This window comes from Streptomyces cinereoruber (genome assembly GCF_009299385.1).
GTDB lineage: Bacteria > Actinomycetota > Actinomycetes > Streptomycetales > Streptomycetaceae > Streptomyces > Streptomyces bikiniensis.
In genome coordinates, this window is record NZ_CP023693.1 from 6,319,321 (window position 1) to 6,345,441 (window position 26,121).

Consider the following 26,121-nt stretch of genomic DNA (forward strand, 5'->3'; position numbering starts at 1 on the left):
GCAGGACTTGCCGTACGGCGCCGGCGCCGGGGCGCGGAGGCGCACGACGGCAGCGTGTACTGGTTCACCGGAACACTGTCCTCCTGAGTCGGACACTTGGCAAGTGGCACTCTGAAAATTGCAGAGTGCCGTGTTCTCTCTGGCCCGGCTTCGTGGCACACTCGTCCAAAACAGCGCGTCGGGGAGGTCTGGGAGTGAGCGAGCCGCGGTCCGCCCCCACGGTGGGACAGGTCGTCCTCGGAAAGCGGTTGCAGGACCTGCGCGAGCGGGCCGGCATGAAGCGGGAGGAGGCCGCGAAGATCCTCCGGGTGGCCCCGGCCACCGTCCGGCGGATGGAGACCGCCGAGGTCGCGCTGAAGATCCCCTACGTCCAGCTCCTGCTCAAGGAGTACGGGATCACGGACTCCGAGGCCGAGGGTTTCGTCGCCCTCGCGGAGGAGGCCAACCTCCCCGGCTGGTGGCAGCGGTTCCACGACGTGCTGCCCGGCTGGTTCTCCATGTACGTCAGCCTGGAGGGGGCCGCGAGCCTCATCCGGGCGTACGAGCCCCAGTTCGTTCCCGGTCTGCTCCAGACCGCGGAGTACGCCCGCGCCATTCTGCGCAGCGGGGCGGTCGGAGGCGGCAGCGACGCCGCCGGGGAAGAGGACACCGAGCGGCATGTAGCCCTGCGGATGGAGCGCCAGTCCCTGCTGCTCAGGGACGACGCCCCCAAGTTCTGGGTGATCATGGACGAGACGGTGTTCCGCCGACCGGTCGGCGACGGGCCCGAAGTGATGCGCGACCAGCTCGACCGGCTGCTCGAAGCGTCCGAGCTGCCGAACGTCACCCTGCAGATCGCGGAGTTCGCGTCCGGCCACCACCCCGGCACCTACGGACCGTTCGTCCTCTTCCGCTTCGCCGTGCCCGAACTCCCGGACATGGTCTACAGCGAGTACCTGACCGGCGCCGTCTACCTCGACGCGCGTCCCGAGGTGGCTTCCCACCTGGAGGTCATGGACCGCATGGCGGCTCAGGCCGCGACTGCACAACGCACGAAGGAGATTCTCCGGAATCTCCGCAAGGAGCTGTGAATGGATCGCATATACAACGGCATGCCCGCCGCGGAGCTCGGTGCCGAAGGATGGCACAAGCCCTGGAGCGGCGGGAACGGGGGCAACTGCGTGGAGGCCATGAAGCTGGCCGACGGCAGGGTCGCCGTGCGACAGTCCGCAGACCCTGAAGGACCCGCGCTCATCTACACCCACGGGGAGATCGAAGCCTTCATCCGGGGAGCGAAATCCGGTCAGGCCGACTTTCTGCTCACCTGACCCTTCCGTCCCACCCCTACCGTCGCGTAACTCTTGCTGTAGCGCCACCCGTTCACCCCGACCAGGAGAGCCGATGACCCAGGACCCCGCAGCCCCGCGGACCGAGATACGCATCGACACCAGCAAGCCGCACCCGGCACGCATGTACGACTGGTTCCTGGGCGGCAAGGACAACTACCCGGTCGACGAGGCGATGGCCCGCCAGCTCCTCACCGTCGACGCCCGGGGCCGGGACATGGCCCGCGTCAACCGGGCCTTCATGCACCGCGCCATCCGCTGGCTCAGCGCCCACGGCGTCCGCCAGTACCTGGACATCGGCACCGGCATCCCCACCGAGCCCAACCTGCACCAGATCGCGCAGGAGGCCGCGCCGGAGGCCCGCATCGTCTACTGCGACAACGACCCGATCGTGCTCGCGCACGCGGCCGCCCTGCTGCGCTCGACCCCCGAGGGGGCCACCGAGTACATCCAGGCGGACGCCCGCGAGCCCGAGGTCATCCTCGAAAGGGCCGGAAAGGTCCTTGACTTCGACCAGCCCATCGCGCTGTCGATGCTCGCCCTGCTGCACTTCGTCGGGGACGAGGACGGCGCGTACGAGCTGGTCTCCAAGATCGTCGACAAGCTCGCGCCGGGCAGCTACCTCGTCCTCTCCCACGTCACCGGGGACTTCAACCCCGAGGGGGCGGCGCAGGCGGCCGCCCTGTACAAGGCGCGCGGGCTGACCCTGCGGCCCCGCTCGCGCGACGAGCTGGCCGCGTTCTTCGACGGCCTGGAGTTCGTCGAGCCGGGCGTCTCGCTCACCGCCGAATGGCACCCGGAGCTGGGCGAGCCCGTCCCGGTCCAGGGCGACGAGCCCATCCCGGGCTGGGCCGGCGTGGCCCGCAAGCCCTGACCCCGCCCCTCACGAACGGCGCGGTGAGGCCCGCGGACCGGTGACACGGTCCGCGGGCCTCCGCCGTACGACCTCCCGGCGGCTCAGCCCCGCAGGTACGCGAGCCCCGGGTGCTCCGCCGTGTACGCCGCCACGAGCCGGCGGGCCACCGCGACCGAGTCCACCAGCGGGTGCAGCGCGAAGGCCTTGACCGCCGTCTCCCGCGAACCGCTCTCCGCCGCCGCCAGCACCTCCCGCTCCACCGCCTTCACGGCCGTCACCAGACCGACGGCGTGGTACGGCAGCGGGGCCGCGGCCACCGGCCGGGCGCCGTTCGCGTCGACCAGGCAGGGCACCTCGATCACCGCGTCCGCGTCGAGCACGGAGAGCGTCGTGCCGTTGCGCACGTTCAGGATCAGGGTCGTCCGCTCGTCGCGCGCGACCGCCCGCATGAGGGCGAGCGCCACCTTCTCGTACCCGCCCGACTCCAGGTCCTCCTCGTCGCGCTCCCCGACCCCGGCGGCCTCCCGGTTGGCCGCCATGTAGGTGGCCTCCCGGTCCGCGAGCGTCCGGTGCCAGGCGGCCAGGGCGGGGGTGTCGGGCCTGCCCATCTCCGCGTAGAAGGCGCCCTGTTGGTCGCGCAGGTACGCGCCGCGCGTCCGCCCGGCGGTCCGGTAGGCGTGCACGGCCTCCCGGTTGAAGTAGTAGTAGTGCAGGTACTCGTTGGGGATCGCGCCGAGCGAGCGCAGCCATTCGGGGCCGAAGAGCCGGCCCTCCTCGAAGGAGCCGAGTGCCTTCTCGTCGGCGAGCAGCCGGGGCAGCTCGTCCCGGCCGCCGACCCGCAACCCCCGCAGCCAGCCCAGGTGGTTGAGGCCCACGTAGTCGATCCAGGCCTCGTCCGGGTCCGCGCCCAGGATCCGGGCGACCCGGCGGCCCAGGCCCACGGGGGAGTCGCAGATGCCGACGACCCGGTCGCCGAGGACCCGGGACATCGCCTCCGTGACCAGGCCCGCCGGGTTGGTGAAGTTGATGACCCAGGCGTCCGGGGCGAGTTCCGCGACCCGCCGGGCGATGTGCGTCGCGACGGGCACGGTCCGCAGGCCGTACGCGATCCCGCCCGCCCCCACCGTCTCCTGCCCGAGCACCCCTTCGGCGAGCGCGATCCGCTCGTCCGCCGCCCTGCCCTCCAGACCGCCGACCCGGATCGCCGAGAACACGAAGTCCGCCCCGCACAGCGCCTCGTCCAGGTCCGTCGTCGCCGTCACCTCCGGCGCGTCCGGCACCCCCTCGGCCTGGTCCGCGAGGACCCGCGCGACGGCGGAGAGCCGCCCCCCGTCGAGGTCGTGCAGGGTGACCCGGGTGACCCGCCCCTCGGCGTGGTCGCCGAGCAGGGCGCCGTACACCAGCGGCACCCGGAATCCGCCGCCTCCGAGAATCGTCAGTTTCATGCCCGTACGCTACTCGGGCGCCCCGCACACGGACCGGGACCGGCCGGGGGACAATGGCGCCATGTCCCGACGCAAGACCCGCCCCCGCACCGCGCCCCGCACCGCCCCGGCCCCCGCCGCCCCCTCCGTCACCCCGGAGTCGCCCTGCCCCTGCGGCCTCGACGCGGCGTACGGCGCGTGCTGCGGCCGCTTCCACACGGGCACGGGCGGCACGGCACCCACCGCCGAACTGCTCATGCGCTCCCGCTACAGCGCCTTCGTCGTCCGCGACGAGTCCCATCTGCTGCGCACCTGGGCGCCGGAGACGCGACCGGCCGAGGTCGACTTCGACCCGGGGCTGCGCTGGACCGGCCTGGAGATCGGGGCGACCACCGAGGGCACGGCCTTCCACCAGCACGGCACGGTCACCTTCACGGCCCGCTACGTCCACGGCGGCACCCCGGGCACACTGCGCGAACACAGCCGCTTCGCCCGCCACGAGGGGGCGTGGGTGTACGTGGACGGGGACGTCGCCGAGTAGCCGCTCGCCGGGGGACCGGGCCCGGCGGATCTCAGCGGGCCCCCGCCACCGCGCGCGGCTCCGAGCGCGGGAGGCCGTTCGCCAGGTCCTCCGCGACGATCTTCTTCGCGATGGCGTCCGTCGCCACGCGCAGTTCGGGGCCGCTGGGGCGGCCGCGTTCCCGTTCGACGCGGTCGGTGAGCCAGGCTCCCCAGGCACGGGTGATGACGTCGGCCTCCCGGCGGCCCGCCGGGGTGTGGGAGAACAGGTTGCCGTCGCGGGTGAGGAAGCCCTCCTCGATCATCCGGTCGAAGACCGGCAGGAGCACCTCGGGCGGCACCCGCCGTCCGGCCGCGATCAGGCCGAGGCTCGCGTGCCCGACGGTCCGGGTGTACAGCTCGACCTGCATCACCGCCCACGCGCCCGCCACGTCGAGCCGGGTGTCGGACGCGTCGACGATCCGCCGGACCGTGTGCAGGTCGGTGCGGCGCAGGATCCGCCCGACGGACAGTTCCAGGAGCTTCGCGGAGTCCCCGGAGGTGGTGGGGGACGCGAAGCCCTCGCCCATGTCGGGGGCGGCGGCGCGCACCGAGTCCCGCAGCGCCACCTGCTTGAGGAAGAGCGCCACGACGAAGCCGACGGCGGCGACGGGCACGGTCCACAGGAAGACGGTGTGCAGGGTGTCGGCGTAGGCGTTCACGATCGGTTCCGCGACCGCGTCCGGCAGGCCGTGCACCCCGGCAGGGCTCTGCGCGGCCCGCCCCACGGCGGCCGGGTCGAGCCCGAGGCCCCCGGCGACGGCCGCGACCTCCCCGACCCCGGTCGTCAGGTTGGGCCCCAGGGAGTTGGCGTAGATCGTGCCGAAGACGGCCGTGCCGAAGGAGCTGCCGAGCGTACGGAAGAAGGTGACGCCGGAGGTGGCGGTGCCCAGGTCGGCGTAGTCGACGGTGTTCTGCACGGCGATGGTCAGGACCTGCATGCACAGGCCGATGCCGACGCCGAGGACGAACATGTAGAGCGACGCCAGCCAGGTGCTCGTGCCCGGCTCCATCAGGGAGAGCAGATAGAGGCCGACGCCCATCACCAGGCAGCCGACGATGGGGAAGACCCGGTAGTGGCCGGTCTTGCTGACCACGTTGCCGCTGAAGATCGAGGCGATCAGCAGGCCGACGACCATGGGCAGGGTGCGGATGCCGGAGACCGTCGCCGAGTCCCCGTCGACGTACTGGAGGTAGGTCGGCAGGAAGGTCATCGCGCCGAGCATGGCGAAGCCGACCACGAAGCTGAGCACGGAGCAGACCGTGAAGACCGGGTTCCCGAACAGGCGCATCGGCAGCATCGGTTCGGCCGCCCGGGTCTCCACCAGGCAGAACAGGACCAGGGCGACGATCCCGCCGACGAAGAGCCCGATGATGACGCCGGAGCCCCAGGCGTACTCGTTCCCGCCCCAGCTCGTGGCCAGGATCAGGGCGCTGGAGCCGACGGCGACGAGCGCGATGCCCGCGTAGTCGATGACCGGCTTGCTCGCCGAGCGGACGGAGGGGATCGTGCGGGCGGCGGCGATCACCACCAGGATCGCGATGGGGACGTTCACGTAGAACGCCCAGCGCCAGCTCAGGTGATCGGTGAACAGGCCGCCGAGGAGCGGGCCGATGACGGTGGAGACGCCGAACACGGCCCCGATCGCGCCCTGGTACTTGCCGCGCTCGCGCAGCGGGATCACGTCCGCGATGAGCGCCATCGAGGTGACCATCAGACCGCCGGCGCCGATGCCCTGGAGGCCGCGCCAGACGATCAGCAGCGTCATGTTGGTGGCGAGTCCGCAGAGGAACGAGCCGGTGATGAAGACGACCGCGGAGATCTGGAAGATCACCTTGCGGCCGAAGAGATCGCCGAACTTGCCGACCAGGACGGTCGCGACGGTCTCGGCGAGCAGGTACGAGGTGACCACCCACGACATGTGGGCGGCGCCGCCCAGGTCCGCCACGATCGTCGGCAGGGCGGTGCCGACGATCGTCTGGTCGAGGGCGGCGAGGAGGACGCCCAGCATGATCGTGCCGAAGACGATGTTGCGGCGGCGCCTGTCGAGGACGGGCGGCTCGGTGGCGGCCGGGGGCGCGGGCGCTGCGTCGCTGGTCGTGGTCACCCTCGCAGCGTCACACCGGCCCCGGACCCACGCATGCGGGGGACGGCCGGACAGGTGTCGCCCCGTCACGGCCCGCCGGGGCCGGGGCGCGAATCCGTCAGGACCCGTCGGGCCGGGGTGCGGACCCGTCACGGCCCGCCGGGGCCCGGTCGCGAATCCGTCAGGGAGTGACCGGCAGCTCGGGGTGGTGCTTCGCGAGGATCTTGTTGGCCCGCGCGAGCGCCGCGAGGGCGTGCTCGCGGTCGGCCCGGTCCTCCGCGCAGAGCGGCCCCCGGAACCGGTAGACCTCGCGCGCCGCGCAGTCCGCGTCGACCTCGGCCTGGAGGACGTGCAGCGGCAGACAGGCGCCGATCATCGCGGCCACGCGGTCGGGGATCGGGACGGGGACGAGGCGCGAGGGCGAGGTGATCACGGGTCAGTCCTAGTGGGTCCGGGAAGCGTACGGAAGAGTCTCTCCCCCATACGTACCGGATGGCGCTACGGGTTCGGTGACGGAGTCGTCGCGGGACTGCGACGGCCCGGGGCGCCGGTGGCGGACCGGGCGGCGGGCGGGGGAGCGGACCGGCCGCGAGGGGTGATCTTCCGGGGGACGTTCCCGCAGGTGCGGGGGCCGGCGCCGGCGCCGGGTTGCGCATCCTCTCTGCGTATCGAGCGTGCGTTCGGGGAGCGCACGGCCTGCTCCGGGGTGCCGCGCGTTGATCGAATCCCGAGGGGATGTGAAGGATCTCACTCCTCGGTCCGGAGTCTTTCGGGGCGGGCGGGGTATGTGCTGGCGCTCCCGCACCTGCCCCGCATCTGCTCCTGAAAACAACACGAACGGTCGTGCTAGCATTTTTTCACGCCCAGGACACCGCCCAGGCCACTGCCCAGGTCACCGAGGAGATCCGGCATGCACCCGATGGCTCCACTCGTCCGCACCTTCCTGAACGCCGCCGTCCGCGTCGCCCCCGGCCCGGCCGGCCGCCTGGCCTTCCACGTCTTCGTCCGCCCGCTCGGCCGTGCCCGGCCGAAACCCGAGGAGCGGGCGGTCATGGCCGCCGCCCGCGTCGGACGCCTCCGCCTCCGGAGCGGGGGAGACGCCCGGGGCAAGGAGGTCGTCACCTACGAGTGGGGCGACGGCCGCCGGCCCGTCCTGCTCGTCCACGGCTGGTCCTCGCGCGCCTCCCGCCTCGGCGCCCTCGCCGAAGCGCTGCTCGCGCGCGGCTACAGCCCGGTCGCCTTCGACGCGCCCGGCCACGGCGACTCCCCGGGCCGGGCGTCGAACATCGTCGAGTACCGGGAGATCATCCGGGAGCTGCACGCCCGGCACGGCGACTTCCACGCCGTCGTCGCCCACTCCTTCGGCGTCCTTGCCGCCCTCTTCGCCCTGCGGGACGGCGTGCGCACGGCCCGCTTCGCCGGCCTCGGCGCGGTCGGCTCCTTCGCGTTCCTCACGGCGGGCTTCCGGGAGCGCCTCGGCGTGGACGAGCGGGTGGTCCGTGCCCTGCGCGCCCACGTGGAACGCCGGATCGCGCCGGACGAGCCCGGCGTCTGGCACCGCTTCGAGGCCGACCACGAGCCCGAGGCGCTCGGCGCGCCCCTCCTGCTCCTCCACGACGAGGACGACGACATGGCGCCCCCGTCCCAGTCGCGCCTGCTCGTCCGCGCCCACGGCGACCGCGCCCGGCTCGTCGCCACCCGGGGCCTCGGCCACCGCCGCATCCTGAAGGACCCGGACGCCGTCGCCCGGGTCGTGGAGTTCGTGACGGCCCCGGCGGCCGAGCCGTCGGGGGAGCGGGTCGCCGCCGGCTGAACGGCGGCCGGGGTACGGGGGAGGGGCGGGGCTACGCGGCGGCGAGGGCCTCCCGGCCCCGGTCCGTGGCGGCGGCGCGCAGCCGCGCCGCGATGCCCCGCTCGGCGCGGCCGTACGCCTCGGGGGCGCCGAACAGCACCGAGTGCGCGTTGGCCGCCTCCATCAGGGCGATCACCTCGAAGGCCAGCTGCTCCACGTCCAGGTCCGCCACGAGCTCCCCGGCGGCGCGCGCCTCCGACAGGGTCTCCTCCATGTACGCGGTCCAGTCGTGGCGGGCCCGGGCGACGGCGTCGTGGACCGGGCCCGGACGGGCGTCGAACTCGGCGGAGACCGCGTAGAAGAAGCAGCCGCCCTCGAAGACCCGCTCCGCGGAGTACGCCAGCCAGTTCCCGCACAGCTCGCGCACCCGCACGGCCCCCGGCGGCACGTCCCGCAGCGGGGCGACCACCCGGTGGGAGAAGACGGAGACGGCGGCCCTGACGGTGGCGAGCTGAAGCTCCTCCTTGGAGCCGAAGAGGGCGAAGACGCCGCTCTTGCTCAGGCTCAGCTCGGTCGCGATCCGGCCCAGGGACAGCCCTTCGAGGCCTTCGACCGAGGCGATGTCCATCGTCCGGCCGAGCACGAGCCGCCGGGTCTGGTTGCCGCGCTCGACGCGCCCGTCCGTCTTCGTCCCCGTACCGCCGGTGCCGCCGCTCATGCCCCCATCGTACTGAACGCACGACCGTGCGGGATTATCGGCGAGGAGCCTTCAGGGCCCTTCGCCGAAGCCGCGCCGCTCCGCCGGGGCGAGCAGCAGCACCTCCAGGGCGCGCGCCGTCGCCCGCGCCTGAGCCAGGTACCAGTCGAGCCGCTCGTCGGTGATCAGCGCCGGGGTCCCCCGGAGCGCGAGCGCGAACCGCGCGTGCCCCGCCCGCTCCAGGACCGGCACGGCCACGGTCCGGACCCCGTGCGCCGACTCGCCGTCGTCGAGCGCGTACCCCGCCTCCCGTACGCGCTCCAACTCGGCCGCGAGCAGCGGCGGTTCGACGATGGTCCGCTCGGTGAACGCGTACAGCGGCGGCAGCGAGCGCGGCCCGCCCTCGCCCGCCCTCGGCCACGCGAGGAGCACCTTCCCGAGCGCCGTCGAGTGCAGCGGCCTGCGCAGACCCACCTTCGGGGTCACCGAGCCGCCCGCCACGATCACGACGTGCGGGCCGCTGCGCAGCGCCAGGTCGGCCGTCGCGCCCGTCCGCTCGGCCAGGTCGGACAGCTCGGGCGCGGCCAGGTGCAGCCCCCGCTGGTGGTACGCGAGGCGGCCCAGCTCCGTCATCGCCGGACCGAGCCGGTAGCGGGCCGTCCTGGCGTCCTGTTCGAGGAACCCCGCGCCGAGCAGCGTCCGGGCGAGCCGGTGCGCCGTGGAGGTGGAGAGCCCGAGCCGCCGCGCGAGGTCGGAGGCGCTCAGGTCGGGTCCGTTGTCGTGGAAACAGTGCAGCACGTCCAGCGCGCGGCGGACCGCCTGGGCGCCCGCCGGGGGTCGGACGATGCCGGCCTCGGTCGTCATAGGGTTCGCTCCCCGTGGGTGATCGGGCTCCCACGCTCCCACGTGGCGGGAGCCGAATCAGCGGCCCGGCCAGGTCGGAAACACTCCGTTCATACGCAATCCCACGTCGTGGCAAGCGTGTTGTGGGCGGTCCGGCTTCCGTGGCAAGGTTCCGGCCGACGCACCACCGCCGCGGTCGTGCCGAGCGGGAGGGAGTCGAGCCGGTGACGGACGGACGCCGTACGGTGCGCTGCGCGCCCGCCGCCTCCCCCGTGCCGCTCGGCCTCACCCGCCGCCACATCGACCTGGCCCGCGTCGCGGGCGCCACCTGTCGCCGACGCGGACGGCGGCCGGTACCGGCCGCCCCTGACGGCCGTCGCCGTCGCCGTCACCGGAACCGGCACCTCCGCCGGTACCGGCACGCCGTTCCGGTGAGGCCCCGGGTGCCTTCCGCCCCCCTCAGCGCCTCCGCAGCCTCCGCCGCCTTCGCGCGGAGCCCGTGAGGAACGTGGCCGAAAACCCCGCACCGGCGTCCGGCGCGCGCCGGAACCGCACCCCGCCACGACCGCCCCCGGGCCGGAACCGCCACGCGCCCCTCCGCACCCCGGCGCCGACCGCGCCACCCGCTTCGCCCACGCCCTCCCCGGCCTCTTCCGCGAGGGCGGCAACGTGCCCGCGCTGTGGGCCCGTTCCCGGGGCGAGCGCACCCGGTTCGTCGGACTCACCCGGATCGAGGAGCGGCAGGCGGTCCTCGTCGCCCCCGGCTCCCCGGTGCGCGGCGCCGCCGCCCTGCGCGGGCTGCGGCTCGCCGTCCCCCGCCACTCCGTGCCCATCGACTTCTGGCGCGCGATGGCCCTGCGCGGCTTCGAGGGGGCCCTCGCCTCGGCGGGCGCACCCTCCGCATCGGCCTGCGCCTCCACCTCATCGTCCGCGACACCGAGGACGAGGCCTGGGCCGCCGCCGACCGGCTCCTCGACGTCATCAGCGAGGCGACCTACGCCCGGCAGCCCGGCGAGCGGGCCGGGGAGGACGGCGTCGGCTGGCAGCGCCAGTTCCGCCGGCACGGCGGTCGTCGGCTCCACGGCCCAGGTGGTCGAACGCCTCCAGGAGTTCCAGGACCTGGGCGTCGACACCTTCATCCTCTCCGGCAACCCCCTCCTGGAGGAGGCCTATCGGGTGGCCGAAACGGTCCTGCCGGCCCTGGGGGTCACGCGCCGAGGTCGAGGACGCCCCACTCGGTGAGGGGCTCCTCCTGGACGTAGACCCTGCTTCCCCGGGCGACGACCCGACGGCGGCCGAGAGCGCCGCCGTCGGCCCGGGTGAGCAGGGCGGCGTCGGTCGGCTCGACGGAGGCCTCGGTGAGCTCTCCGTAGGCGATCCGGTCCCGCTCCTCGGCGTATCCGCCGAAGAAGGCGACCCGCCCTCCGTGGACGGCCACCGCCTTGGCGCCCCGTACGGTGTTGGTCCGCACCCGCACGGGCTCGCCGGGCCGGATCTCCAGGAGCGGGAAGTCGGTGTACGGGCAGGCCCAGGCGCTGGTGCCGGACACGTTCAGGGCGTAGCAGTCCATGATCCACCCGGCTCCGGGAACGTCCCCGGACGCCCACCGGATCTGTCCCGTCGCGCTCCAGCTGCGGATGCCCAGCGGGTTCTCGTCGAAGTGCCCGACCCACAGGTCGCCGGCCTCGTCCACGAGCAGGTGCTCGATCGCGTCCCCGACGGGGAAGGTCCAGGTCTCGCGGCCGAGCGCGTCGAAGACCTGCACCTGGCTCTTCTCGTCGCCCCGGCGGTCGCGGGACGAGGCGACGACGAACCCGCCGTCCGGCAGCCGGTCCAGTTTGGGCCACCGAGACCGTACGGCGCTCAGCTCGGTGGTCTCGACGGCACCGCCGTCGTGGACGGAGACGACCAGCGCGTCGAAGGGGTGGAGGTCACCGCCCGGCTCCGAGGCGCGCTCGGCGAGCAGCCAGTGCGCGGCGCCGAAGGCGTCGACGGTACTGGCCAGGACGTGGCGGTCGTGGTGTGCGCGGGGCAGACGGGCGTGGGGGACGAGGGCGATCTCGTGCACGGGCTCTCCTCGGTGGGCGGTCGCGGGGTTCGGTCGGGCGCTGCGGGGAGCGGGACCGGTGGCGCGCGAGCGCGGGAGAGCGGAGCGGGGCGCCTACGCGGCATGGCCCTTTCTGGTCGTCACGCGGTGATCCTCGCCCATGCGGTGCCACCTGACAAACCCTTTCGGCGCGCCGCATTGATCGAACGTTGATGGCTCGTTTACGACGCCCCGGCACCGTGTACGGCATGCAGACCGACACGAGCGTACTGACCGCACCGGAGCCCGACATGAGCTGGCAGGAGAACGCGCTGTGCGCCCAGGCCGGGCCGGAGTTCTTCTTCCCGGCGCCCGGCTCCTCCACCCGTGAGGCGAAGCAGCTGTGCGGGGCCTGCGAGGGACGGGTCGCCTGCCTGGAGTACGCCCTCGCGCACGACGAGCGGTTCGGCGTGTGGGGCGGGCTCTCGGAGAAGGAGCGGTTCCGGCTGAAGCGCAACCGGGGCTGAGCCCGCGCGGCGGACCGTACGACCGCCGCGCGTGGCTCGGCCGCCGGGCGGGTCTCAGCCCGCCGCGCGGGCCGCCAGCCGGGCCTTGCGGGCCGCGAGCTTCTCGTCGAACTTGCTCGCCTCGCAGTCCAGACCGTTCATGTACAGGCCCAGCTCCTCCTGGGCGCGCAACCCCTCCGGCCCCAGGCCGTCGATCTGGAGGACCTTGAGGAAGCGCAGCACGGGCTGGAGCACGTCGTCGTGGTGGATGCGCATGTTGTAGATCTCGCCGATCGCCATCTGCGCCGCCGCCCGCTCGAAGCCCGGCATGCCGTGGCCGGGCATCCGGAAGTTGACCACGACGTCCCGCACGGCCTGCATGGTCAGGTCCGGGGCGATCTCGAAGGCCGCGCCCAGCAGGTTGCGGTAGAAGACCATGTGCAGGTTCTCGTCGGTGGCGATGCGGGCGAGCATCCGGTCGCAGACCGGGTCGCCTGACTGGTGGCCGGTGTTGCGGTGCGAGATGCGGGTGGCCAACTCCTGGAAGGCGACGTACGCCACGGAGTGCAGCATCGAGTGCCGGTTGTCGGACTCGAAGCCCTCGCTCATGTGCGCCATCCGGAACTGCTCCAGCTTGTCCGGGTCCACGGCCCGCGAGGCGAGCAGGTAGTCGCGCATCACGATGCCGTGCCGGCCCTCCTCCGCGGTCCAGCGGTGCACCCAGGTGCCCCAGGCGCCGTCGCGGCCGAAGAGGGTGGCGATCTCGTGGTGGTAGCTCGGCAGGTTGTCCTCGGTGAGCAGGTTGACCACGAGGGCGATCTTCCCGATCTCGGTCACCTTGGACTGCTTCGGGTCCCAGGCCTCGCCGTCCTCGAAGAAGCCCGGGAAGTTCCGGCCGTCGGACCACGGCACGTACTCGTGCGGCATCCAGTCCTTGGTGACCTTCAGGTGCCGGTTGAGCTCCTTCTCCACGACCTCTTCCAGGGCGTAGAGCAACCGCGCGTCGGTCCACTCTGCCGAGCTGCCGAGGTGGGGGGAGGTGAGCGTCAAGGGGAACTCCTGGGGACGGAGGGGACGGACGGGGACGGAAGAACGCATACGGGCGTACCTACGGCTTCGTAGGTTACGAGACCGTAGGTTAAGGCTCCGTAAGGCGTCCACCAACCCCGTCCCGGACGTTGTCCGGTTACGTTCCGTTATGCTCCCTGCTCGGACGGGCGGTCGAGACGCAGGTCACGTCCGGATCGGCTGCCGCCGGACACCCAACCGACTACACGGCGCGATCGTCCGACGGCGCCGGGTGTACGGCCCCGGGGCGCCCCGCGGCAGCGGGCCCGCGGCCGTCAGGCCCTGCCCGCGGCCGCCTCCCGGACCTCCTCGGCGGACGTCGGCCGCAGTTCGCCGTCGAGCAGCAGCCAGCGGGTGATCCCGAGCGACTCCAGGAACGCCACGTCGTGGCTCGCCACGACCAGCGCCCCCTCGTAGGCGTCGAGCGCCGCCGTCAGCTTCCGCACCGACGCCATGTCCAGGTTGTTCGTCGGCTCGTCCAGCATCAGCAGCTGCGGGGCCGGCTCCGCCAGCAGCAGTGCCGCGAGCGTCGCCCGGAACCGCTCCCCGCCCGAGAGGGTGCCCACGGCCTGGTCGGCCCGCGCGCCCCGGAACAGGAACCGCGCCAGCCGGGCCCTGATCGCGTTCGCCGTCGCCGTGGGTGCGAAACGAGCCACGTTCTCCACGATGCTCAGGCCGTCGTCCAGGACGTCGAGCCGCTGCGGCAGGAAGCGCAGCGGCACCCGCGCGTCCACCTCGCCCGCCGACGGCTCCAGCTCCCCGGCGATCGTCCGGAGCAGCGTCGTCTTCCCGGCCCCGTTCCGCCCCACGAGGGCGATCCGCTCCGGACCGCGCAGCTCGAACGCGCCCTCGACGCGCGCCCCGTACCGCAGCTCCAGGTCCCGCAGGTGCAGCACCTCGCGGCCCGGCGGCACCGAGGTGCGCGGCAGCTCGACCCGGATCTCGTCGTCGTCCCGCACCGCCTCCACCGCCGCGTCCAGCCGCTCCCGCGCCTCCGAGAGGCGCTCGGCGTGGAGCGTGCGCTGCTTGCCGGCCGTGACCTGGGCGTTGCGCTTCTGGCTGTTGGCCACCAGCTTGGAGGCGACCTTGTTCTCGAAGCTCTTCTGCCCGTACCGCTTCCGGCGCGCCGACTTCGTCTGCGTGTCGGCCAGTTCCCGCTTCTGCCGCTGCACGTCGGCCTCGGCGACCCGCACCATCCGCTCCGCCGCCTCCTGTTCGGCGGCGAGCGCCGCCTCGTAGTCCGACCAGGAACCGCCGTACCAGGCGACCTCGCCGTCCCGCAGGTCGGCGATCTGGTCGACCCGCTCCAGGAGTTCGCGGTCGTGGCTGACCACGACCAGGACCCCCGACCACTTCTCCACCGCCTCGTAGAGGCGCGCGCGGGCGTGCAGGTCCAGGTTGTTGGTCGGCTCGTCGAGCAGCAGGACGTCGGGCCGGGCGAGCAGCAGCGCGGCGAGGCGCAGCAGCACGGACTCGCCGCCCGAGACCTCGCCGACGGTCCGGTCCAGGCCGATGCCGTCGAGCCCGAGCTGGTCGAGGGTGGCCCGGGCCCGCTCCTCGACGTCCCAGTCGTCGGCGAGGGCGGCGAAGTGCTCCTCGGCCGGATCGCCCGCCTCGATGGCGTGCAGGGCGGCCCGCTTCGCGTGGATGCCGAGGATCTCGTCCACCCGGCGCGAGGTGTCCAGGACCAGGTTCTGCGGGAGGTAGCCGAGCTCGCCCGTGACCCGGACCGTGCCGGAGGAGGGCGTCAGCTCGCCCGCGAGCAGCTTGAGGAGCGTGGACTTGCCGGAGCCGTTGAGCCCGACGAGCCCGGTGCGGCCGGGGCCGACCGCGAGCCGGAAGTCGTCGAAGACCTCGGTGCCGTCGGGCCAGGAGAAGGAGAGCGAGGAACAGGTGAGGAAAGTGGGGTGATGCGCCATGAAGGCCTCCGGTTGCGCGAGCGCGGGCGTGACGGGATGCAACGCGTGGAGACACCGGGGCGCGGGCTGTGGGAGAACGGCTCGTACGCCGAGGTCGAGAACGGCACACGCGGCACAGGGGGCACGCGCGGCGCGGTGTCTCGCAACCTCAGACGAGCAACGTCCTTCTCCGATCGGGTGACGACAAGGTCGATGACGACGATACGGGCCCGACCGGAAGGGCGGCAAACGATTTACGAGCGGGTCTTCTACGGAGGCGGGGGCATGGGGTACCGGCTGCGGGCTACGGGCGCTCGCGGAGCAGCTCCGTCAGGTCCTGCTCCCAGTCCAGGTACTGGTGCTCGCGTCCCTCCGGCACCAGGTGCTGCGAGCGCTCCAGGAAGCGGCGCAGCTCCGAGGTCCGGACGTGGACCATGGCCACCCCCTCCGGGGCGTGGAACTCGACCACGGTCCGGTCGTACCCGTACGGGCGCAGCCGCACGTCCCCGACGCCGGCCGGGCGCTCGACCCCCTGGACGAGCAGCTCGCGCGCGAAGGCCCAGGAGACCTCGACGCCCTCCAGGGTCGCGGGAGGGGGAAAGGCCATGCTGACGGCGTACGGATCCTCGCGGTCGTAGCGCAGGGTGGCGGGGACGGTCTCCATCCGGGGAGCGGATGCGACCAGACGGGCCTGGACGGCCTGCTCGATGACGGCGGACAAGACCGGCTCCTCTCGCGCGGGTTTCGGATCCTGTGCGTCTCCCCGACAGTGGGGCTCCTGACACCCGGGAAGACGAGTGTGACGGCCGGAACGTGCACTCCGGTTCCACGTGAGCTGCGTCACCGGGCCCACGGGCAGGGGCGTCCGGGCAGGTCGGAGCCCCTCGGACGCCCTCCGACTCTGGCCGGAAAATTCTCCGGCCGGGCCTTCCGGATGATGGTGGCGACATCGGGCGGAACCCGGGGCGCCAAGGGCGCGGGGGGCACCGAAGCCGCCGGGCGGGCCGGGGACGCACCCTGGACGGCGGACGGCCGGGGGCACTAGCTTCCGGCGCCATGACGTCCATGGGGAAGACGAGACGAACGATGTCGGCGGGACTGGTCGGGGCGGCGCTCGCGCTGACCCTGGCCGTCCCGGCGCGGGCCGGGGAGACCCCCACGGCCGCGCCGACCGACACGCGGCCCGTACCGGCGGCCGACGTACGGACCGTGCCGGCGGCCGGCCGGCACCACGGCCCCGCCCTCGGCTGGCGGCTCACGCCCACCGGCAGCGACGCCCGCTTCCGGGGGCTCGCGGCGGTCGACCGCCGCACCGCCTGGGCCGCGGGCTCCAAGGGCACGGTGCTGCGCACCACCGACGGCGGCCGGAGCTGGCGGAACGTCTCGCCGCCCGGCGCGGAGGGGCTGGAGTTCCGCGACGTGGAGGCCTTCGACGCGCGCCGGGCCGTCGTCCTCGCCATCGGGGAGGGGGAGGCCTCGCGGGTGCTGCGCACCGAGGACGGCGGCGCCACCTGGACCGAGTCCTTCCGCAACACCGACCCGCGCGCCTTCTACGACTGCATGACCTTCTTCGACCACCGCAACGGCCTCGCCCTGAGCGACCCGGTCGACGGGAAGTACCGCATCCTCTCGACCCGTGACGGCGGCCGGTCCTGGCGGGTCCTGCCGAACCGGGGGATGCCGGACGCGCTCCCCGGCGAGGCGGGCTTCGCGGCGAGCGGCCAGTGCCTGGTGTCGGCCGGGCCCCGGGACGTGTGGCTCGCCACCGGCGGCGCGGCCACCGCGCGCGTGCTGCACTCCGCCGACCGGGGCCTGACCTGGACCGCCACCGCCTCGCCGGTCCCGGCCGGAGACCCGGCCCGGGGCGTCTTCGGGCTCGCCTTCCGCGACCGCACGCACGGCATCGCGGTCGGCGGCGACTACCGGGCGGACCGGCCGTCCCCCGAGGCCGCCGCCGTCACCGCCGACGGGGGCCGCACCTGGCGTCCCTCGGCCGCGCCGCCGCCCTCCTACCGCTCGGGCGTCGCCTGGCTCCCGTACGGCAGGACGTCCGCGCTCGCCGTCGGCCCCACGGGCACCGACCTCACCACGGACGGCGGCCGCACCTGGCGCACGGTCGACACCGGCTCGTACGACACGGTCGACTGCACCCCGGACGGCGCCTGCTGGGCCTCCGGGGAACAGGGCCGCGTCGCCCGGCTGACACACCACCGGCCGGCCGGCCGCCCGTGAGCGGAGCCGGACGGTGACGGCCGCGGACGTGCCGGAAGGCGACCTCCGCCCGGGCATGCCCTCGGAGGTCGCCTTCCGGCAGGGGGCGGGCGGTGGCACGGTGCCTGTCTTCACCGTGCCACCGCCCGCCCGGCGCGGGGGTCGCCTACGCGTTCCGGGGCACGCCCGGGATGGCGAGCACCTGCTGGATCCGCTCCTCCACGGTCCCCGTGACCGTGTGCACCGGGACGCCGAGCGAGCCGATGATCTCCAGCATGAGCTCGTCCGACAGCACCCGGAAGTGCGCGCTGATCGGGTCGTGGCCCTCCGGCAGCGGCACCTCGTTCGGCACGAAGACGATGGCGTCGTAGCCCGCGCGCGCCTGCTGCCGGGCGAGGAGGCCGAGCTGGTCCACCACCTCTTCGACGACCTGGGTGCGGGGGGTGCGGACGCCCGCCGCGAGGGTGTCGGAGGGCTCGGGGTAGCGGCCGACGGCGAGCCGGACCTTGCTGTAGACCCACTCGTGGAGGACCGAACCGTCCGAGAGGAACCCCTTGGGGCGGGCGGCCTCGTCGACGGCGCGCTCGGTGTAGCGGCGGACCGCGAGCTGGACCAGCTCGGTCTCGTTGGACTCCTCCAGGGACTTGGGGTCGGTGCCGGCCGGGTCGCGCATGGCGCTTCCGTGGACGCGCTCCAGACCGGTGATCTTCTCCAGCTCGGTGGTGAGGGTCGTCTTGCCGTTTCCGTACGCGCCGACGAATGCGATTCTCACGTCTGCGTCTCCGTTTCGGGTTCTCGTGGTGTGGAGGAGGGGGGAGGGGGATGTGCGTGGGAGCGGTGGGGGCTCAGGCGGCGACGGGCTCGGCGTCGGCCAGGCGCTCCAGCTCGTCGCGGGTGTCGATCTGGGCGTACTCCTCCTCGGCCTTGGCGATGGCCTCCTCGATCGTCATCACGGTCGGGAAGTCGAAGATCTCGACGATCTTGGCCAGGCGCTCGGGGATGGTGCCGCCGACGATGTGGACGGGGATCTCCAGCTCTTCGAGCGTGTCGAGCAGCAGCTGCTCGGCGAGCTGGCGGAACTTCTCGTTCACCGGACGGTGGCCGTCCTCGACGATCGGGAACTCGATCGGCAGGTGCACGAACGCGTCGTAGTTGGCCTTGGTGTGCTGCCGGGCCGGAATGCCGATCTGCTTCATGACCTCGGCGTAGAAGCGGACCTCGTCGGTCATCGGGACGGTGTCCAGGTCGACGGAGTCGTTCGGGTTGATGCCGACCTTCACGCGGACGTTGGCGTACGACCACTCGTGGAGGGCGGAGCCGTCCGATATGTAGCCGTTCGGCAGGTGGCTCTCGGCGACGGCCCGGCCCTGGATCCGGCGGGTGATCAGCATGATCAGCTCGGCGCCGTTGCACTCCTCCAGGGTCTTGCCCGGGAGGGAGATCGGCAGGAGCTCGCGCATCGTGGGGGCGGAGGTGCGCGGGATGCCCGTCAGGTGGGCGATCGCCATGCTGGTGATGGTCTTCCCGACGGAGTAGGTGCCGGAGATGGACAGGTTCATTGCTGCTCCTCTGAGGTGACGGGACGGGCTGATCGGAATGTCCGGAGGGGGCGGCGCGGTCTGCGCACTTCGACCCGGCACGAACGTCGTCGGCCTGCCGGGGAGTCGTCTCCGCCGGCCCGTGGAAGAAGCATGGCAAGCCTCGCCCGGGCTGCCCAGACTCCACACTCAACAGCGTCGCCGGACCCATCACCACGGACGTGATGGGTCCCACCAACAGGCTTTGACCTGCGATGACGGTCCGGAAACGAGAGAGGCGGCGGGCCATCGGCCCGCCGCCGGCGGTTCACCTCACGTGCTCCGTGCCCACTGCCCGGTCAGGAGGACCGGTTCCCCGCGATCACGCGCCTGCGCTGCCGCGGTATGAGGACGGGCCGGCGTTCCACGAGCCCGCCGATCCGGGTGCTGAAGACGGTCGCGCCGTCCTGGAGACCGGTCACGACCTGCTGGCGCCGCCCGGAGGAGGTCTCCGCCTCGCCGGCGGTGATCCGGCACGGCCGGTCGAACTCGACGTACCGCGAGAAGGTGGTGTCGAACTCGATCGGTTCGACCCGTTCGGGCGCCGCGCAGGCCCGGAAGGCCTGGTCGGCCGCTTCGAGCAGCACCATGCCGGGGACGTGGTCGTGGGGGTGGTCGAAGAGGACCGGGTGGCCGGTGTCGGTCCGTAGCGTCCAGTCGCCGCCGGCGTGCGATCCCAGGGGCGTGGTGTCCTCCGCCAGCACCACGTCGCGGGGATCGGTACGGCCGACCAGTGACGGGTGCACCGGTGGGCCGGGAGGCAGGGCGCGGGCGAACGCCGCCCGGGCGTCCGCGTGTTCGCCGCGCAGACGGTCGTAGAGCGCGGGCGGGTAGGCGGTGTACCGCACGAAGGCGGTACCGAGGGTCCTTCCGTCGCGGGTGGCCCTGATCCGCGCGGTCAGCCGGGCGAGGCCGGAACCGCGGCGCGTGAAGGGCTCGTGCCGGACGTCCAGTTCGACGGTGGCGGGGTCGGCGCCGGTCGTTAAGAGGCCCGGCGTGACGTTGGTGACCAGCCGCTCCCAGCCCATGCGGTGGCCGGCGGGGACGCCGAGCCCCAGGGCACTGGTGACGGCGAGGACCTGCCGGACGCTCTCGGTGAACAGCAGGAGGGTGTAGCGGTCGGGGGAGGGGGTGTAGAAGGCGTGGTGACGGGGCCAGAGCACCGTCGCCGTGCAGGCGAGGTCGTCCACCGGGCGCCAGTCGGTGACGAACACCTCGTCCAGGTCGACCTTCCCGGCGTAACGTCTGACGCCGGGACCGGCGTCGGACGTGGAGGTGTGCGGCGTGCATGATCCTTGCGTGGTGAGCCGGTTCATCCGGGCTTCCTCCGATTCAGGACGACGCGAAGCATGAGCCGCACGGGGATGATCCGCACGGCTGCCGGTAACATAGAGAGTATTCTTTTTCTTGTCGAGGGTGGATCGACCACCGAAGGAGGCGTCCGTGTCGGCGGAGCTCACAGGCAAACGGGAGATCAAGCAGGAACGCGCAGCTCGCACGCGGGCTCAGATCGCGCGGGCCGCGGCCGAAGTCTTCGCCGAGAACGGTTTCGCGGGAGCGAGCGTCACCAAGATCACCCAGCGGGCCGGACTGACCCTCGGGGCGATGTACTTCCACTTCGAGAGCAAGGAGGCGCTGGCCCGCGAGATCGTGCGCAGCCAGCCCGAACGCGTGGCGCCCCTGCACGAGGCGGAGGGGCTGCAGCGCGCCGTGGACATCACCTTGACCTGGGCTCACCGGTTGCTCGATGATCCCTTCCTGCTGGCGGGCGCACGGCTCGTCATGGAGCAGGAGTCCTTCATCGACCCCGAGGAGAACTCGCACCGCCAGTGGACCGAGGTGATCGCCGACTCCCTCGTGCTGGCGCAGCGCGAGCGCGAGGTCCGGGCGGGCGTCGAGGTGGAGACGGTGTCGCGGCTGATCGTCAACGCCTGTACGGGAGCGCAGATGCACGCCCATCTGGAGAGCGGCCGCCAGGACCTGCCCCAGCGAGTGAGGGAGATCTGGAACGTGCTGCTGCCCGTCATCGCCACGCCGAGCGCTCTCAAGCGGCTCAGCCTCGACTCCTCGCGCTGGAGGGCCGCGTGAGCCCCGCCGGGGCCTTATCCGGCCCGAAATCCGGCCCGAAGGTCGTCGTCACCGGTGCGACCGGGGCGGTGGGCCGCCATGTGGCCCACCGCCTCGCCGCCGGCGGTACGCCCCCGACCCTGCTCGTACGCGATCCGGCCAAGGCCGCGGCCCTCGGCCTGCCGGGCGCGGGCCCGGCCGTGCACGGCGCCGCCGCCCCCGCCACCGTCGTGCGGGGCGACTACGCGGACACCGACCGGCTCCGTGCCGTCCTCGAGGGCGCCGACGCGCTGTTCGTCGTGACGGCGAACCCCCTGCGCCCCCGGGACGACGAGAACCTGCTCGCCGCCGCCCGCGCGGCCGGCGTGCGCCACGCGGTGAAGCTCTCCTGGCTCGGCGTCGCCGATCCGGGCGCCGACGACCTCGTCGCCGACTGGAACCGGGGCGCCGAGGACCGGCTGCGGAGCAGCGGCCTGACGTGGACCGTCCTCCGCATCCGTACGCCGATGTCCAACGCCCTGGCCTGGGCGCCGTCGGTCCGCGAGCGCGGCGTGGTGCGGGCCTTCGGGGGCGCGGCCCGCACGGGCTGCGTGGACCCCCGGGACGTGGCCGAGGTCGCGGCGCGGGCGCTGACGGATCCCGCGGGGCACGCCTCCGCGACGTACGCGCTGACGGGTCCGCAGCTCCTCTCGGCGCGCGAGCAGACCGCCGTACTGTCCGAGGTGCTCGGCGTGCGGATCGGGTTCGAGGAACTGACGGCCGAAGAGGCGCGCGCGGGCTGGAGCGCCCGGTACGGCGCCCGGATCGCCGACGCGCTCCTCGCCGCCGCCCGCCGGCGGGCCGACGGAGCGGCGGGCGGGGACGACGGCACGCTGGAGCGTCTCCTCGGGCGGACGCCCGGAACCTTTGCCGGGTGGGCGGCGGACCACGCGGAGCCGTTTCGCCCCGCATGCCGCCGCGCCCCGGAGGACACCCCTCGGGTCCCGTCCGGCGCGTCGGGGCCGGACGGACCCTAGGGCCTGTCCGGTTGTCCGGTTCTTTGCGGTTCGGCGGTCCGGTCTCCGGCGGTTCGGCGGTCCGGTCTCCGGCGGTTCGGGCCGAACCTCCGCGGATCGGTCCGGTATCCGGCGGATCAGTCCGGTTTCCCGCGGTCGTCGCCGGTGATGCCGGAGAGCACCAGTCCCCATATCGCGCCCAGCTGGTCGAAGGTCTCGCCGTCGCCGTCGGGCTCGGTCGACGCGGCCAGGCCCGAGATCAGGAGGCGGGCGAGCAGGGCTACGGAGTGGGGGTTCACACCGGAGCGCAACTCTCCTTCCTTGTGCGCCAGTTCGAGGAGCTCGTGGACGCGGGGCAGCCAGGAGTCGTTCCAGTGCCCGTCCTTCAGGGTGCGGTCCCGGCTGAGCCGGGCGGCGGCCCGTACGGTGGGCTCCTCCCGCAGCAGCCGGGTCAGGCCGTCGGTGACGCCGACGACCTGGCGGAGTCGTGGCGTGTCCTTGCCGGTGAAGCCCTCGGTGCCGTCACCGCCCCGGTCGCCGTCCCGGCCCTCGCCGGCCGTGACCACGGCCGTCACCATGGTCCGGGTGAGCGCGTGCCCGTGGGCGTGCACGGCATCGGCGAGGCTCATCTTGTTGGAGAAGTGGAAGGTCAGGGCACCCATGGTGACGCCTGCGGCCCGGCACACGCGCTGGAGTGACGTGCCGTCGAATCCGTGCTGCGACAACTCCTCGGCGGCGGCTTCGAGCAGTCGGCGTCGCGTCCGTTCTGCTCGCTCCTGGCTGGCCATGTGGAACCGACCCTTCAACGAATGATAGCGATCGCTATCATTTACTGATCGACTCCCGCATCGCAAGCCCGCGCGACGGCCGGTGTGCGACGCGTGGCCGAATCGGATCGTCCGCTTCCGGTAAAAAAAAACATAACGAGCCCTCGTTTTCTTTACAAGAAAAAATAGCGTTCTCTATGATGTGTGACAGCCCCGCGTCGGTCGGGGGTGTGTTGTCCACGGAGGGGGATGGTCGCGGTGACTGGTTCTGGATCTCCGGCTCTCGGGGTCGCGTTATCGGCGAGGACGCCTGCCGCCAGGCCGGCGGACCTGAAGTTCGCGGAGCTCGGCGACTTCCTCATGGCCCGGCGGGCCGAGGTCACGCCGGAGCAGGTCGGTCTGCCCGGCGGCGGGTCGCGGAGGCTGACCGGGCTGCGCCGTGAGGAGGTGGCCATGCTGGCGGGTATCGGGGCTTCCTGGTACGCCTGGATCGAGCAGGGGAGGGCCAAGAACGTCTCCCCCGAGATCCTCGCCGCCATCGCCCACGTCCTGCGACTGGACGAGGCGCAGTGCCTGTACGTGATGCGGCTGGCGGGTCACGCCGCGCCCCGCAGGCCCCGGGTCCCGGGGGAGGGGGAGCGGCGGCTGGACGCGCGGATCGTCGACGGGTTCCTGCCGAACCCCGCGTTCTTCCTCGACCGTTACGGGGACGTCGTGGCGGCCAACCGCTCGGCCGTGCGCCTCCTCGGCGTCGAGGGCGCGCGCCCCAACTACCTGGAGATGCTCTTCCTCGACACCCGCGCCAGGGCCCGCTTCCCGTGTTGGGAGCGGGACGCGGCGGAGGCGGTGGCGCAGTTCCGCACCCAGTGCGGCGAGTTCCTGGGCGATCCCCGGCTCGCCGCGCTGATCGACTACCTGTGCGAGCACAGCCCGGCCTTCGCCGCGCTGTGGGCCGAGCACCGCGTCAGCAGCGGTTCGAGTTACGAGCAGGTGGTGCGCCACCACGGCCTGGGGCAGCTCTCGTTGACCCGGGTCGGCCTCGAACTGCCGGTCCGCCCGGGGGTGCAGTTGATCCTGCTCAGCCCCCAGGACGGCAGCACGGCGGCCCGGTTGGCCGCCTGGGACCGCGAGGAGTCCCGGACCGCCGAGGTGGTCGCCGTCCCGGCGTGACCCGCCCGCCGGCGGCGCCGGTCAGTCGGTGGCCCGGGCCAGCAGCTCGCGGAGGGTGTCCTGTTCGTTCCGGGTCAGCCTGCCGATCGGCGAGTCGACTCCCAGCTGCCGGACGACGTCCTTGCGCAGCTTCGCCCCTTCGGGGGTGAGGTGCAGCAGCTTCGCCCGGCGGTCGGTGGGGTGCGGCCGTCGCTCCAGGAGGTCCATGGCCTCCAGGCGGTCGGCGACGAAGGTCGCGTTCGACGCCTCGCAGTGCATGCGCTGGGCCAGTTCGCGCAGGGTGCGCGGCTCCGGCAGTTCGCGCAGGGCGACGGCCTGGGCCGGCGTCAGGCCGAAACGGTCGGCCACCTGCCGGGTGTGCCGGTCGATCGCCTGTGCCAGGGCGTTGACCAGGCTGCACACCTCGCTGTCCGAGGGCGGCCGGGGGAGGGCGGGGGAGGGCGACATGTCGTCATGCTACCTGCCGGTTTCCCCCTCGACCCCCTACCCATCCCTGTCAACTCGAAATATTTGAACTCGGCCTGCGCTTGCGGGGGGCGTCGGCCAGGCTCTACCGTCGTGGCAGATTCTTCGAGTTCGCAATATGTGAGTTCGGGCAAGCTGTATGGCTCCCCGTGTCCTTCCCAGCCCCAGCCCCTGCCACAGCCCCATCCCTTCCGCTTCATCAAGAGAGGTACGGAGAACCATGACTTCGTCGGGTTCCGCAAGCCGCAAGGGCCTGATCCTCGCGGCACTCGCCTTAGCTCAGCTGATCATCGCGCTGGACTACAGCATCGTGTTCGTCGCGCTGCCCGACATCGGCAGCGGCGTCGGCTTCTCGGACCAGCAGCTGCAGTGGGTCATCGGCGCCTACGCCGTCGCCTTCGGCGGCTTCCTGCTCCTCGGCGGGCGCATGGCCGACCTGCTCGGCCGTCGGCGCATGTTCCTCACCGGCCTCGCGCTGTACGCCGTCGCGTCCGTGGCGGGCGGCCTCGCCGAGACGCCGGCCGTCCTCGTCGCCGCCCGCGCGGTGCAGGGCATCGGCGGCGCCTTCCTGGCCCCGGCCACCCTGTCGCTGCTCACCACCAACTTCGAGGAGGGCAAGGAGCGCAACAAGGCCCTCGGCGTCTGGGGTGCGACCGGCAGCAGCGGCATGGTCGTCGGTTCGCTGCTCGGCGGCGTCCTGACCCAGGCGTGGGGCTGGGCCGCCACCTTCTACGTCAACGTCCCGCTGGCCCTCGGCGTCGCCCTCCTCGGGCTCCGCGCCATCCCCGCCGACCTGCCGTCCGGCCCCCGCAAGGGCTTCGACCTGCCGGGCGGCATCACCGTCACCGGCGGTGCGCTGCTGCTCGTCTTCGGCCTCGTGCAGGGCCCTGAGTCCGGTTGGGCCTCGCCCACCATCCTGATCAGCTTCGCCGTCGCGATCGCGCTCATCGTCGCGTTCGTCGTCATCGAGTCCCGCACCGAGAACCCGCTGGTGCCGCTGCGGGTGTTCTCGTACAACAGCCTGCGCCTCGGCTCCATGATCACCTTCATGTTCATGGCGACCTTCGGTGCCAGCGCCTACTTCATCACGCTCGCCCTCCAGACCGTCCGCGGCTGGAACGCGCTCTCCACCGGCCTCGCCTTCGTGGTGCCGTGCGCCTGCATCCTGGTCGGCTCCATGATCGGCGGCAAGCTCACCACGGCGTACGGCGCCCGTGGCACCCTCGTCATCGGCCTGCTCGTCGGAGCGGTCGGTACGGCCCTGTTCGCCGCGTTCCTCGGCGCCGGGGCGACGTACCTCCAGATGATCCCCGGCATCGTGGTCTTCTCCCTCGCCCAGGGCGTCATCTGGACCGCCATGTTCTCGGCCGCGACCGCGGGCGTCGAGGGCGAACTCCAGGGGCTGGCCTCCGGCCTGGCCACCAGCGGCCAGCAGGTCGGTGCCGCCGTCGGCCTCGCCGTCCTCGTCGCGGTCTCCAACGGCGTCGCGGGCCCGGACCCCGACGGGGCGCGTCTCTCGGACGGCCTCCAGGCGGCCACGTACACCTCGGCCGGCCTCATCCTGCTCACCGTCCTGATCGCCCTGGGACTGCGCAAGCAGCGTGCGGCCGAGCCCGCCGAGCCCGTCGTGGAACCGGCCGCCCCGGCCGAGACCCCGGTGGCGGGCCGGGTCTGACCCGGTCCCCCACGGATCCACCGCACCCCCCGTCACATCCGGAGGCGTGGCACCGGTCCCCGTCGGACCGGCGCCACGCCTCCGGCCGGATTCCCACCCGCCGGATCCCCACCC

Annotated in this window: 25 protein-coding genes and 1 pseudogene; 12 read left to right on the top strand and 14 right to left on the bottom strand. The window is 73.0% G+C overall.

The features are described 5' to 3' along the window. Positions 1-194: 194 nt before the first annotated feature. From CP977_RS28510 to CP977_RS28520, 3 genes are all read left to right on the top strand, one after another. Positions 195-1,070 (top strand): helix-turn-helix domain-containing protein, encoded by an 876-nt coding sequence (locus tag CP977_RS28510; RefSeq protein WP_062751348.1) that lies wholly within the window; start codon positions 195-197, stop codon positions 1,068-1,070. Then, positions 1,071-1,307, top strand: a complete 237-nt coding sequence (locus tag CP977_RS28515) for a DUF397 domain-containing protein (RefSeq protein WP_030215754.1) — start codon at positions 1,071-1,073, stop codon at positions 1,305-1,307. Between the two features lie 73 nt (positions 1,308-1,380). Further along, entirely contained in the window at positions 1,381-2,199 is an 819-nt protein-coding gene (locus tag CP977_RS28520) for an SAM-dependent methyltransferase (RefSeq protein ID WP_062751346.1), read from the top strand. A gap of 83 nt (positions 2,200-2,282) precedes the next feature. On the opposite strand, the gene CP977_RS28525 is transcribed toward CP977_RS28520, so the two are convergent. Continuing rightward, positions 2,283-3,626, bottom strand: coding sequence for a 6-phospho-beta-glucosidase (locus CP977_RS28525; protein ID WP_062751344.1), 1,344 nt, complete (start codon positions 3,624-3,626; stop codon positions 2,283-2,285). Positions 3,627-3,687: 61 nt separating this feature from the next. Here CP977_RS28525 and CP977_RS28530 point away from each other — a divergent pair, with 61 nt between their 5' ends. Then, positions 3,688-4,146 carry a YchJ family protein gene (locus CP977_RS28530; RefSeq protein WP_104860654.1) on the top strand — a complete coding sequence of 153 codons (459 nt, stop codon included), beginning with the start codon at positions 3,688-3,690 and terminating at the stop codon, positions 4,144-4,146. 31 nt (positions 4,147-4,177) lie between these two features. Here the strand turns inward: CP977_RS28530 and CP977_RS28535 are convergent, their stop codons facing one another. Both CP977_RS28535 and CP977_RS28540 read right to left on the bottom strand, forming a co-directional pair. Then, on the bottom strand, positions 4,178-6,271 hold the full coding sequence (locus tag CP977_RS28535) for an MDR family MFS transporter (RefSeq protein WP_152371036.1): 2,094 nt from the start codon (positions 6,269-6,271) through the stop codon (positions 4,178-4,180). A gap of 160 nt (positions 6,272-6,431) precedes the next feature. Next, a complete protein-coding gene (locus CP977_RS28540; RefSeq protein WP_051716123.1) occupies positions 6,432-6,626 on the bottom strand; it encodes a hypothetical protein in 195 nt (64 codons plus the stop codon). Between the two features lie 534 nt (positions 6,627-7,160). Between CP977_RS28540 and CP977_RS28545 the strand changes: the two genes are divergently transcribed. Next, positions 7,161-8,063, top strand: coding sequence for an alpha/beta fold hydrolase (locus tag CP977_RS28545; RefSeq protein WP_062751340.1), 903 nt, complete (start codon positions 7,161-7,163; stop codon positions 8,061-8,063). A 31-nt stretch (positions 8,064-8,094) separates the two neighbouring features. Here the strand turns inward: CP977_RS28545 and CP977_RS28550 are convergent, their stop codons facing one another. Further along, positions 8,095-8,760: a TetR/AcrR family transcriptional regulator gene (locus tag CP977_RS28550; RefSeq protein ID WP_062751338.1), complete on the bottom strand. Its 666-nt coding sequence runs from the start codon at positions 8,758-8,760 to the stop codon at positions 8,095-8,097. Positions 8,761-8,811: 51 nt separating this feature from the next. Continuing rightward, entirely contained in the window at positions 8,812-9,603 is a 792-nt protein-coding gene (locus CP977_RS28555) for an IclR family transcriptional regulator (protein ID WP_109184409.1), read from the bottom strand. A 582-nt stretch (positions 9,604-10,185) separates the two neighbouring features. On the opposite strand from CP977_RS28555, the pseudogene CP977_RS34495 reads away from it, so the two are divergent. Continuing rightward, positions 10,186-10,473, top strand: a pseudogene (locus CP977_RS34495) (ABC transporter substrate-binding protein); the annotation flags it as partial. A gap of 316 nt (positions 10,474-10,789) precedes the next feature. On the opposite strand, the gene CP977_RS28575 reads toward CP977_RS34495, so the two are convergent. Continuing rightward, on the bottom strand, positions 10,790-11,650 hold the full coding sequence (locus tag CP977_RS28575; protein WP_062751334.1) for a hypothetical protein: 861 nt from the start codon (positions 11,648-11,650) through the stop codon (positions 10,790-10,792). A 227-nt stretch (positions 11,651-11,877) separates the two neighbouring features. Here CP977_RS28575 and CP977_RS28580 point away from each other — a divergent pair, with 227 nt between their 5' ends. Next, positions 11,878-12,135, top strand: coding sequence for a WhiB family transcriptional regulator (locus CP977_RS28580; RefSeq protein ID WP_062756753.1), 258 nt, complete (start codon positions 11,878-11,880; stop codon positions 12,133-12,135). Between the two features lie 54 nt (positions 12,136-12,189). Here CP977_RS28580 and CP977_RS28585 read toward each other — a convergent pair whose 3' ends face one another. The 3 genes from CP977_RS28585 to ssgD form a co-directional block, all read right to left on the bottom strand. Beyond that, positions 12,190-13,164 carry an acyl-ACP desaturase gene (locus CP977_RS28585; protein WP_062751331.1) on the bottom strand — a complete coding sequence of 325 codons (975 nt, stop codon included), beginning with the start codon at positions 13,162-13,164 and terminating at the stop codon, positions 12,190-12,192. Positions 13,165-13,457: 293 nt separating this feature from the next. Next, positions 13,458-15,101: an ABC-F family ATP-binding cassette domain-containing protein gene (locus CP977_RS28590; RefSeq protein WP_062751329.1), complete on the bottom strand. Its 1,644-nt coding sequence runs from the start codon at positions 15,099-15,101 to the stop codon at positions 13,458-13,460. 283 nt (positions 15,102-15,384) lie between these two features. Continuing rightward, complete coding sequence (ssgD, locus tag CP977_RS28595; protein WP_062751327.1) at positions 15,385-15,801, bottom strand: spore wall synthesis regulator SsgD; 417 nt, start codon at positions 15,799-15,801, stop codon at positions 15,385-15,387. A 335-nt stretch (positions 15,802-16,136) separates the two neighbouring features. Here ssgD and CP977_RS28600 point away from each other — a divergent pair, with 335 nt between their 5' ends. Then, positions 16,137-17,312, top strand: a complete 1,176-nt coding sequence (locus tag CP977_RS28600) for a WD40/YVTN/BNR-like repeat-containing protein (protein ID WP_183953249.1) — start codon at positions 16,137-16,139, stop codon at positions 17,310-17,312. Positions 17,313-17,457: 145 nt separating this feature from the next. On the opposite strand, the gene CP977_RS28605 is transcribed toward CP977_RS28600, so the two are convergent. The 3 genes from CP977_RS28605 to CP977_RS28615 all read right to left on the bottom strand — a co-directional run bounded on the left by CP977_RS28605 (position 17,458) and on the right by CP977_RS28615 (position 20,184). Next, complete coding sequence (locus CP977_RS28605) at positions 17,458-18,063, bottom strand: AAA family ATPase (protein WP_062751322.1); 606 nt, start codon at positions 18,061-18,063, stop codon at positions 17,458-17,460. Between the two features lie 73 nt (positions 18,064-18,136). Then, positions 18,137-18,850, bottom strand: a complete 714-nt coding sequence (locus tag CP977_RS28610; RefSeq protein WP_062751320.1) for an AAA family ATPase — start codon at positions 18,848-18,850, stop codon at positions 18,137-18,139. A gap of 317 nt (positions 18,851-19,167) precedes the next feature. Continuing rightward, entirely contained in the window at positions 19,168-20,184 is a 1,017-nt protein-coding gene (locus CP977_RS28615) for a ScbA/BarX family gamma-butyrolactone biosynthesis protein (protein WP_062751318.1), read from the bottom strand. A 157-nt stretch (positions 20,185-20,341) separates the two neighbouring features. On the opposite strand from CP977_RS28615, the gene CP977_RS28620 reads away from it, so the two are divergent. Together CP977_RS28620 and CP977_RS28625 are read left to right on the top strand one after the other, a co-directional pair. Next, complete coding sequence (locus CP977_RS28620) at positions 20,342-20,956, top strand: ScbR family autoregulator-binding transcription factor (RefSeq protein ID WP_079131265.1); 615 nt, start codon at positions 20,342-20,344, stop codon at positions 20,954-20,956. Continuing rightward, complete coding sequence (locus CP977_RS28625; protein WP_229991469.1) at positions 20,953-21,951, top strand: NAD(P)H-binding protein; 999 nt, start codon at positions 20,953-20,955, stop codon at positions 21,949-21,951. The genes CP977_RS28620 and CP977_RS28625 overlap by 4 nt, the downstream gene beginning before the upstream one ends. A gap of 116 nt (positions 21,952-22,067) precedes the next feature. Here the strand turns inward: CP977_RS28625 and CP977_RS28630 are convergent, their stop codons facing one another. After that, on the bottom strand, positions 22,068-22,718 hold the full coding sequence (locus tag CP977_RS28630; protein WP_152371039.1) for a TetR family transcriptional regulator: 651 nt from the start codon (positions 22,716-22,718) through the stop codon (positions 22,068-22,070). Positions 22,719-22,946: 228 nt separating this feature from the next. Here CP977_RS28630 and CP977_RS28635 point away from each other — a divergent pair, with 228 nt between their 5' ends. Next, on the top strand, positions 22,947-23,867 hold the full coding sequence (locus CP977_RS28635; protein ID WP_079130951.1) for a helix-turn-helix domain-containing protein: 921 nt from the start codon (positions 22,947-22,949) through the stop codon (positions 23,865-23,867). Positions 23,868-23,888: 21 nt separating this feature from the next. Here the strand turns inward: CP977_RS28635 and CP977_RS28640 are convergent, their stop codons facing one another. Then, the gene (locus CP977_RS28640) at positions 23,889-24,314 is read right to left on the bottom strand and encodes a MarR family winged helix-turn-helix transcriptional regulator (protein WP_062751312.1); all 426 of its coding nucleotides are present in this window, start codon (positions 24,312-24,314) and stop codon (positions 23,889-23,891) included. 238 nt (positions 24,315-24,552) lie between these two features. Between CP977_RS28640 and CP977_RS28645 the strand changes: the two genes are divergently transcribed. Continuing rightward, complete coding sequence (locus tag CP977_RS28645; RefSeq protein ID WP_062751310.1) at positions 24,553-26,007, top strand: MFS transporter; 1,455 nt, start codon at positions 24,553-24,555, stop codon at positions 26,005-26,007. Positions 26,008-26,121 lie beyond the last annotated feature (114 nt).